This window comes from Nocardioides sp. (genome assembly GCF_016462705.1).
In the GTDB taxonomy this organism is placed as follows: Bacteria; Actinomycetota; Actinomycetes; order Propionibacteriales; family Nocardioidaceae; genus Nocardioides.
The window spans coordinates 1-6,233 of record NZ_JAEMSS010000216.1 but is presented as its reverse complement, the minus strand read 5'-3'; the positions used below and the strand labels follow the sequence as shown (position 1 = coordinate 6,233).

The 6,233-nt window shown below is 71.2% G+C and carries 6 protein-coding genes; all 6 read right to left on the bottom strand.

What is annotated here, in order from left to right:
- On the bottom strand, positions 1-665 hold a 665-nt coding region (locus JHD21_RS19650), incomplete at its 3' end, for a TIM barrel protein (RefSeq protein ID WP_292678713.1).
- 31 nt (positions 666-696) lie between these two features.
- On the bottom strand, positions 697-1,881 hold the full coding sequence (locus tag JHD21_RS19645; RefSeq protein WP_292678710.1) for a Gfo/Idh/MocA family oxidoreductase: 1,185 nt from the start codon (positions 1,879-1,881) through the stop codon (positions 697-699).
- Between the two features lie 118 nt (positions 1,882-1,999).
- On the bottom strand, positions 2,000-3,052 hold the full coding sequence (locus tag JHD21_RS19640; RefSeq protein WP_292678707.1) for a substrate-binding domain-containing protein: 1,053 nt from the start codon (positions 3,050-3,052) through the stop codon (positions 2,000-2,002).
- 33 nt (positions 3,053-3,085) lie between these two features.
- Complete coding sequence (locus JHD21_RS19635; RefSeq protein ID WP_292678705.1) at positions 3,086-4,171, bottom strand: ABC transporter permease; 1,086 nt, start codon at positions 4,169-4,171, stop codon at positions 3,086-3,088.
- Positions 4,172-4,238: 67 nt separating this feature from the next.
- Entirely contained in the window at positions 4,239-5,762 is a 1,524-nt protein-coding gene (locus JHD21_RS19630) for a sugar ABC transporter ATP-binding protein (protein ID WP_292678702.1), read from the bottom strand.
- Positions 5,759-6,233 (bottom strand): ROK family protein (locus JHD21_RS19625; RefSeq protein ID WP_292678699.1); only part of this gene is annotated, 475 nt, incomplete at its 5' end. The genes JHD21_RS19630 and JHD21_RS19625, both read right to left, overlap by 4 nt.

Sequence of the window (6,233 nt, the reverse complement as noted above, 5' to 3'; positions counted from 1 at the left end):
CCGACCGGGTCGAGGTCCTGCCAGACGAAGTGGCTCGGGTCCCAGTTGAGGCCGAACGCCTCGCGGTGACCGATCGCCTCCATCGCCGCCACCGTCGTCCAGTAGTCGTACGCGATCTCGGACGGGTGCACCTCGTGGGCGAACCGGACGCCGCACTCGTCGAAGACGTCGAGGATCGGGTTCCACCGGTCGGCGAAGTCCTGGTAGCCAGCGGCCACCATCTCCTCGGACGCCGGCGGGAACATCGCCACGTACTTCCAGATGGACGAGCCCGTGAACCCGACGACCGTCTTGACCCCGAGCTTCTGCGCCAGCCGCGCGGTCAGCTTCATCTCCTCGGCGGCGCGCTGGCGCACCCCTTCGGGGTCGCCGTCACCCCAGACCTCGGCGGGCAGGATCGCCTCGTGGCGCGCGTCGATGGGGTCGTCGCACACCGCCTGGCCCTTGAGGTGGTTGGAGATGGTGAAGACCTGCAGGTCGTACCTCGCCAAGAGGTCGAGCTTGCCCTGGACGTAGTCGTCGTCGTCGACCTGCCACGGGTCGAGGTGGTCGCCCCAGCAGGCGATCTCCAGGCCGTCGTAGCCCCAGCCGGAGGCGAGCCTGGCGACCTCCTCGAAGGGCAGGTCGGCCCACTGGCCGGTGAAGAGGGTGATCGGTCGGGGCATCAGCGTCGTCCTTCCGGGAGACGGGTGTGGGTCATGCCGGGATCTCCTGCCAGCTGCGGGTGTCCGAGCTCGTCTCGACCGCGGCCAGGACGCGCTGCACCTGCAGGCCGTCGGCGAACGTCGGGCTCGGGTCCGTGCCGTCGGAGATCGCGCGCACCAGGTCGACCACCTGGTGGGTGAAGCCGTGCTCGTAGCCGAGCCCGTGGCCGGGCGGCCACCAGGAGCCGGTGTAGGGGTGTCCTGGCTCGGTCACCAGGATCCGGCGGAACCCCGCGGTCTCGTCGGGCTCGGAGGCGTCGAACAGCTCGAGGACGTTCATGTCCTCGAAGTCGAAGGCCAGACTGCCGCGGGAGCCGTTGATCTCGATCCGGATCGCGTTCTTGCGGCCGGTCGCGAACCGGGTGGCCTCGAAGACGCCGAGCCCGCCGCCGGTGAAGTGTGCGATGAACACCGCGGCGTCGTCGACGGTCACCGGGCCGCGCTCGGTGCTCGCGCCGCCGCCGCCGAGGGTGCCTGCGGTGTCTCCGGCCGCCACCGGCCGCTCCTTGACGAAGGTCTCGAGCTGTCCGGAGACCTCGGTGATCCGCTCACCGGTGATGTGCTGGGTGAGGTCGATGATGTGCGCGCCGATGTCGCCCAGTGCGCCCGACCCGGCCTTGCTCTTGTCGAGCCGCCAGGACAGCGGGGCCTCGGGGTCGGCGATCCAGTCCTGGAGGTACTGCGCCCGCACGTGCCTGATGTCGCCGATCCGCCCCTCGGCGACCAGCTGCCGGGCCAGCGCGATCGCCGGGACCCGCCGGTAGGTGAAGCCGACCATGGCCCGGACGCCGTCCGCGGCGGCCCGCTCCGCCACGACGGCCATCTCCTCGGCCTCGGCGACCGTGTTGGCAAGGGGCTTCTCGCAGAGCACGTGCTTGCCGGCCGCGAGCGCCGCGATCGCGATCTCGGCGTGCGTGTCGCCCGGCGTACAGATGTCGATGAGGTCGAGGTCGGGCCGGGCGACGAGCCGGCGCCAGTCGGTCTCGGTCTCGGCCCAGCCGAGCCGGTCCGCGGCCTCCGTCACCCGCGCTTCGTCACGGCCGCAGACGACCTGCATGGTGGGGGTGAGAGGCAGGTCGAAGAAGCGCGGCGCGGTGCGCCAGGCCTGGGAGTGGGCGGCTCCCATGAAGGCGTGGCCCACCATGCCCACCGCAAGGGTCGGGCGGCTGTCGGTCATGTGCGGTTGCTCCGTTCGGGTGCTCGGCTCGGTCTGAGTGTCCTGGTCGCCGGTGGGCCGGGCGGTGCAGCGCGCCCGGCCCACCGGGAGTCAGGCTCCGGCGGACGCCGGAGTCGGGTCAGGACTCGAAGCAGAGGTCCCGGTACTCGTCGACGTTGTCGGCCGACACGACCGGCGCGTTGAGCACGACCCGCTTGGGCACCTCGACCTGGACCAGGTCGGACATCCCCTTGTCCTGGGCGATCAGGCGCGCCAGCTTGATGCCGTCCGCGGCCTGGGTGGGCGGGTAGATCACGGTGGCCTCCATCGAGCCGTCCTCGATCCAGTCCATCGCGTTGCACGAACCGGCGCCGCCGATGAAGAAGAACTCGTCGCGGCCGGCGTTCTCGAACGCCGCCTTCACACCGACACCCTGGTCGTCGTCGTGGTTCCAGATGATGTCGATCTTGTCCTCGGCCTGGAGCAGGCTCGCGGCGACCTCCTCACCGGACTCGACGGTGAACTCGGCGGCCTGCCGCTGGTCCACCTCCTCGCCACAGGACTCGAGCGCGTCCGCGAACCCCTGGGAGCGGTCCTGGGTCAGCGGCAGGGCGTCGATGCCCGCGATCTCGGCGATGACGGGGTCGGAGATGTCGTTCTCCTCGATCAGCCCGCAGGCGTAGGTGCCGGCGGACACGCCCATCCCGTAGTTGTCGCCCAGCACCGTGGTGCGGGCGGCGAACGGCGACGAGAACTCACGGTCGACGTTGATCACCGGGATGCCGGCGTCCATCGCCTGGATGGCGACCTCGGTGAGGGCGGCTCCGTCGGACGGCAGCAGCACGATCGCGTCGACGCCGTCGTTGATGAAGCCCTCGACCACCGCGATCTGCGCGTTGACGTCGTTCGTGCCCTCCGCGAACTGGAGGTCGATGTCCTCGTACCGGTCGGCCGCCTCCTGGGCGCTGCTGTTGATCGCCGCGAGCCAGCCGTGGTCGGCGGCGGGTCCCGAGAAGCCGATCGTCACCGTGTCGCCGGCGTCGTCGTTGGCGCTCACCGCGGTGGTGTCGTTGGAGTCGTCGTCGGAGTCTTCCGGATCGTTGCTCGTGCAGGCCGTGAGCGCCAGACACGTGACGACCGTGGCGGCAGCACCGGCCAGGAAGCGACGGCGCAGGGGTGGACGTGCGGACATGCGATCTCCTCGGGTTGTGTCGGCCTAGGACGTCTAGGCGACAGATGTGGGTGGTGCGGTGGGGCCGGGCGCACTGGCCCTGGTACTCGTGTTGCTGGTCCTGGTGGAGCCGGCGAGGCGCTGCTGGAGCAGGACGGCGAGCACGATGATCGCGCCCCTGGCGACCTGCTGCGCCGAGCTCGAGAGGTTGTTCTGGACGAAGACGCTGAACAGCGTCTGGAAGATCAGCACGCCGAACACGGTGCCGACGACGGTGCCCCGGCCCCCGGTGAGCAGGGTGCCGCCGATGACGACGGCACCGATGGCGTCCAGCTCCCAGAGGACGCCGTGCGTCGAGGACCCGGTGGTGGTGCGGGCGGTGATCATCAGCGCGGCGATCCCGCAGCAGAAGCCGACCAGGACGTAGAGCATCACGGTGTGCCGCTTCACGTTGATCCCGGCCAGACGTGCGGCCTCCGGGTTGCCGCCCACGGCGACCGTGCGCCGGCCGAAGGTGGTGCGGTTGAGCACCACCCAGCCCACCACGGACACCAGGGCGAAGATCCAGATCAGGACCGAGATCCCGAGGAAGTCGCCGCGGAGGAAGTCGTTGAACCCGTCGACCCTGACGATCTGGGTACGGCGGTTGGCGATGATCTCGGCGAGCCCCCGGGCACTGGCGAGCATCGCGAGCGTGGCGATGAACGGGGCCACGGGGCCGTACGCGACCAGCAGCCCGTTGATGAGACCGCAGGCGAGGGCGACCGCCATGGCGACACCCACGATCACGAGCCAGTGCGTGTCCTCGGCCATCGTCTGGGTGGCCACCGTGGTGGACCACACCGAGGCCAGCGCCGCGATCGCGCCCACCGACAGGTCGATGCCGCCGCCGATGATCACGAAGGTCATCCCGATGCTCACCACGCCGATGACCGACGCCGCGCGCAGGATGGTCAGGCCGTTGTCGACGCTGGCGAACTGCTCCCCCGCGGTGATGACGCCGACGACGACGATCAGCAGCAGCGCGACGACCAGCCCCGCGTTGCGTCCGACGCTGGTGCGCATCAGGGCGAGGACCGGGTTGCCCTCCTTGTCCGACTCGAGCGCGGCCTGCTCGACGCGGGCACTGTCCTGGCTCACTTGGGGTCCCCGGGGACTCGTGGGCTGGAGGAGCGAAGCGGGGGGAGTCCGCGAGTTCCTGGGGTGTTCATGCGGGGACCTTTCCTTCCATGACGAGGTCGAGGACCGTGGCCTCGTCGAGCTCGGTGGCGGGCGCCTGGTGCACGACCACGCCCTCGCGGACGACGAGGACCCGGTCGGCGAGACCGAGCACCTCCTCGATCTCGCTGGAGACGACCACCACGGCGAGACCACGGTCGGCCAGCGAGCGGATGAGCTGGTAGATCTCGCTGCGAGCACCGACGTCGACACCGCGGGTGGGCTCGTCGAGCAGCAGCACGCGGCAGTCGCGGAGCAGCCAGCGGGCCAGCACGACCTTCTGCTGGTTGCCTCCGGACAGGGTGCGCGCCGCGCGGGTGACGCCGTCGGGACGGACGTCGAGACTGCGGGTCAGCTCGGCCGCCCGGCGTCGCTCCTCGCGACGGTTGAGGAAGCCCAGCCGCGCGAAGCGGCCCATCGACGACATGGTGATGTTGCGGAACACGGCCTCGTCGAGGAACAGGCCCTGGCTCTTGCGCTCCTCCGGTGCCAGCCCGACACCGGCGCGCACCATCGAGACCACCGAGCCGCGACGGATCCTCCGGCCGTCGACGGTGACGGTGCCGGCCGTGGCCTTGCGGGCGCCGTACAGCGTCTCGACGATCTCGGATCGGCCGGCGCCGACGAGGCCGGCCAGCCCGATGATCTCGCCGGCGCGGACGGTGAGAGAGACACCGCTGAACACACCGGCCAGCGCCAGGTCCTGGACGTCGAGGACCACGTCGCCGCCGGTGCGGGCGGTGTCGGGCCGCGGGGGGAAGACGTACTCGATGGATCGGCCGGTCATCAGCTTGATCAGGTCGGGCGTCGGGGTGTCGGCGACGGCGAGGCCGGTGCCGACCGTGCGCCCGTCCTTCAGCACCGTGATCCGGTCGCCGATCTCGCGGATCTCCTCGAGCCGGTGGGAGATGTAGACGACGGCCACGCCCTCGGCGGTGAGGTCGCGGATCACCCGGAAGAGGTTCTTGACCTCCTCCTGGTCCAGGACGGCGGACGGCTCGTCGAGGACCAGCATCCGGGTGTCGCGCGAGAGCGCCCGGGCCATGCTGACGACCTGCTGCTTGGCTGGCGGCAGCTCCCCGACGATCCGGGTCGGCGAGATCTCGGAGTGGCCGAGCCTGGCGAGCAGCTCGCGGACCCGCTTGCGGGCCTGGCCCCGCTGGCTGAACCCGGCCCGGGAGACCTCGTGCCCGAGGAAGATGTTCTCGGTGACGTCGAGGTGGGGGACGAGGTCGAGCTCCTGGTAGATCGTCGCGACGCCGTGCTCGATGGCCCTGGCGGGTGTGGAGAACGACGTCGTCTCGCCGTTCCAGACGATGGTGCCGGCGTCCGGCTGGTGGAACCCGGAGAGCACCTTGATGAGCGTGGACTTGCCGGCGCCGTTCTGGCCGAGCAGGCAGTGCACCTCGCCGGCGCGCACGTCGAGGTCGACTCCGTCGAGCGCCCGGACGCCGGGGAACTCCTTGACGATGCCCGTCATCTGCAGCAGGGCCGTGCTGTCGGGGCCGGTCACCTGAGGGCTCCTTCCGCGGTGGTACGCCGCCCGGCCAGGCCCGGGTCGGCGAGGACGCTCTCGAGGGAGAGCTGGGCGCCGCCGCGGACCGCGGCGCTGAAGCCGAGGGTGGACAGCTCGACCCGGGTGCCGCCGGCGTCCGGCGCCAGCACGCCGGCCCGGAGCCGGTCCTCGATCGACGGGCGCATGTGCTCCCCCACGGCGGCGAAGTAGCCGCTGAGCACGATCGCCGCGGGGTTGAGCGCGTTGGCCAGCATCGCTGCGCCGACCCCGACCCACGCGCCGACCTGGTCGAGCGCCGCGAGGGTGCGGGCGTCGCCCAGCGACGCCCGCCGGTTGAGCTCGGCGAGCCGGTCGTCGATGCCCAGGGCCGGGTCCCGGACCGGGTCGTCGGGGTCGGCGGCGAGGTCGAGGACGGCGCGCAGGCCGCTGACGGTCTCCCAGCAGCCCACCCGCCCACAGCCGCAGCGC

What these genes read in the sequence shown, in the direction of transcription:
- JHD21_RS19645 (WP_292678710.1), bottom strand. Translation starts at nt 1,881, where the DNA reads ATGACCGACAGCCGCCCGACCCTTGCGGTGGGCATGGTGGGCCACGCC.
- JHD21_RS19640 (WP_292678707.1), bottom strand. Translation starts at nt 3,052, where the DNA reads ATGTCCGCACGTCCACCCCTGCGCCGTCGCTTCCTGGCCGGTGCTGCC.